This window comes from Bradyrhizobium sp. P2_E8 (assembly GCF_056403875.1).
Window position 1 is genome coordinate 1 of the sequence record NZ_JBFUES010000940.1, and the last position, 2,880, is coordinate 2,880.

At 67.0% G+C, this 2,880-nt stretch carries 2 protein-coding genes; one reads left to right on the top strand and one right to left on the bottom strand.

Features of this window, described 5'->3' with window-relative positions; genetic code table 11:
• On the top strand, positions 1-1,473 hold a 1,473-nt coding region (locus AC1D00_RS34650; RefSeq protein WP_477013780.1), incomplete at its 5' end, for an FAD-binding protein.
• Positions 1,474-1,733: 260 nt separating this feature from the next.
• Here AC1D00_RS34650 and AC1D00_RS34655 read toward each other — a convergent pair.
• Positions 1,734-2,880 (bottom strand): DUF6537 domain-containing protein (locus tag AC1D00_RS34655; protein WP_477013781.1); only part of this gene is annotated, 1,147 nt, incomplete at its 5' end.

Sequence of the window (2,880 nt, forward strand, 5' to 3'; positions counted from 1 at the left end):
GCCGGCCTGCGCGCCGCCTTCCTGGCTCGCGGACCAGAGGCGGTCGCCTGGCTCGAAGCCAACACGGAAGTGCGCCTCCAGCCGGTGAAGGCCTATCCCGACTATTATCCGGAACGGCTGGGCGCGACATCAGGCGGGCGCGTGCTCGAGCCCGTGGCTTTCGATGGCACGCGGCTGGGCCGGGCTTTCGTGCGATTGCGGCCGCCGCTGCCGGAGTTCACGCTGTTCGGCGGCATGATGGTCAATCCTCTCGACATTCCGCATCTGCGCCGGATCGGCAAGCCGCTGCGTTCGACCCTGCGCGCGGCGCGGCTGATCTCGGAATACATGTTGGAGCGGCTGCGCAGCCCGCGCGGGACGACGCTGCATCTCGGCAACGCGCTCGCTGCGCGGCTCTACGCCTCGCTGCTGGCGCGTCAGGTCGAGATCCTCTTCAGCGCGGATGTCGAGGATTTGTCGATGCAGGGCGACCACGTCAGCGGTGTGGTGATCCGTCACGGCTCCCGCGACCGTGCGATCGCGGCGCGCCGCGGGGTGGTGCTGGCGGCCGGCGGCTTTTCGCACGATGCCGCTTTGCGTAAGCGGTTCTTCCCGCCTGCGGCCGGATTTGTCTCGGCGAGCAGTCCATCAGGCACAGGCGACGGGATTCGGCTCGCGGCGACGGCCGGGGCTGCGCTCAATACGGAGGCGACAAGCCCGGCCTATTGGGCGCCGGCCTCGCTGTTCCGGCGTGCGGACGGCAGCCGTGGCGTCTTTCCGCACATGGTGACCGATCGCGCCAAGCCCGGGGTGATCGCCGTCAACGCTGCGGGCCGGCGCTTCGTCAACGAGGCGCTGTCCTACCACGAGTTCGTGCTCGCCATGCTGCGCGACGGCCATGGCGAGCCCGATCGGCCGTTCTACCTGATCTGCGATCGTCAGTTTTTGTGGCGCTATGGCCTCGGCCGCATCAAGCCGTTTACCCTCAACGTTCGGCGCTATGTGGCGAGCGGTGAGTTGATCGAGGCTCCCGAGATCGCGCAGCTTGCGGCCAAGATCGGCATCAAGCCATCCGTGCTCGCCGCGACGGTCGCGAGCTACAACACCGGAGCAAAGGAGGGGCGCGATCCCGAATTCGGCCGGGGGAGCACGATCTACCAGCGTCACCTCGGCGATCCCGCGCACAAGCCGAACCCCTGCGTCGCGCCGATCCTTCGCGCGCCGTTCTTCGCGCTAAGGATCTATCCGGCCGATCTCGGCACGGCGATCGGCATGAAGGTCGATGCCCAGGCCCGCGTGCTGCGGGGCGACGGCACGCCGATTGCGGGGCTCTATGCGTGCGGCAACGACATGGGCTCGATCATGAACGGCAACTATCCGAGTGCAGGGATCGCGCTCGGGCCGGCGCTGACGTTCGGGTATATCGCGGGGCGGCATCTGGCGGAGGGTGGGTTGACGGCGCTGGCACCAAGCGTCGCCACGACCTCGGTCTAGCCGTCTCCACCGCTGTCATGCCCCGCAAAGGCGGGGCATCCAGTATTCCAGAGGCAGCGAGATGGACAACAACCGCCGCGGCGTACTGGATCGCCCGCCTTCGCGGGCGATGACGCCGCGTGTGTGGCGCGCGCGTCCCATATTCTCCGTCATTGCGAGCGCAGCGAAGCAATCCAGGCTGCCTCCGCGGAGGGACTCTGGATTGCTTCGTCGCAAGGGCTCCTCGCAATGACGAGGATAGGCTTTCGCCTTCCTGACCTCTACTCCGCCGCGGCCGCAAACCGGCTATTCTCCAGCTCCGCTTCCAGCCGCGCTGTCTCGACCATCGCCTGCTTGATATTGCCTTCCTTGACGTGGCCGAAGCCGCGGATCGTCTCGGGCACGCGCGCGAGCCGTGCCAGCAGCGGGATCTGCGCCGCGTTCAGCCCGGCGATCCGCTGGTCGATCATCGCCAGATAATCCTCGATCAGCTTCCGCTCGGTCCTGCGCTCCTCGGTGCGGCCGAACGGATCGAACGCGCCACCGCGCAGGAACTTGAGCCTGGCCAGCACGCGGAAAGCGTGGATCATCCAGCCGCCGAATTCCTTCTTCTGGAGATGCCCGGTCGTCTTGTCGCGCTGCGCGAAGATCGGCGGGGCGAGGTAGAACTTCAGCGTGAAGTCCCCGTCGAACTTCTCCGACACCTTCTTGGCAAAGCTGCCGTCGGTATAGAGCCGCGCAACCTCGTACTCGTCCTTGTAGGACATCAGCTTGAACAGGTTCTTGGCCACGGCCTCGGTCAGCTCCGTGGACGCGGGCGAGGCCGCGCTCTCCGCCTTGCGCACCCTGGCGACGGCTGCGAGGTAGCGGTCGGCATACGCCTTGTCCTGATAGCCGGTCAGGAATTCCGCGCGGGTCGCGATGATATCGTCGAGCGACTTGGGTGGGGCGGAGGTCCGGCTCTTGAACTGGAGCACGCTGCGCACTCGGGACATGTCGTGGGCGGCCAGGCGCCCCCAGGTGAAGGCGAGCTTGTTCATCTCGATCGCGGCGCCGTTGATCTCGATGGCGCGGAGCAGGGCCCCCAGCGACAGCGGGATCGCGCCCTTCTGGAAGGCGAAGCCGAGCATGAAGGGATTGGTCGCGATCGAGTCGCCCATCAGGGCTGAGGCGATGCCTGTGGCGTCGATGATGTCGAGGTTCTTGTCGCCGACGGCGTCGCGCAGCACGGTCTGCATCGTGCCCATCTCGAAATCGAGATCGGGGTTTTGCACGAAGCTCGCGGTCGGCTGCAGGTCGGCATTGATGAAGGCCTTGGTCACCCCCCGCTCGGCGCGGCTGAGGGCGGAGGGGCCGGCCGAGACGATCATGTCGCAGCCGAGAATGACGTCGGCGCCGCCGGTGGTGATGCGGACCGCCGAAATGTCC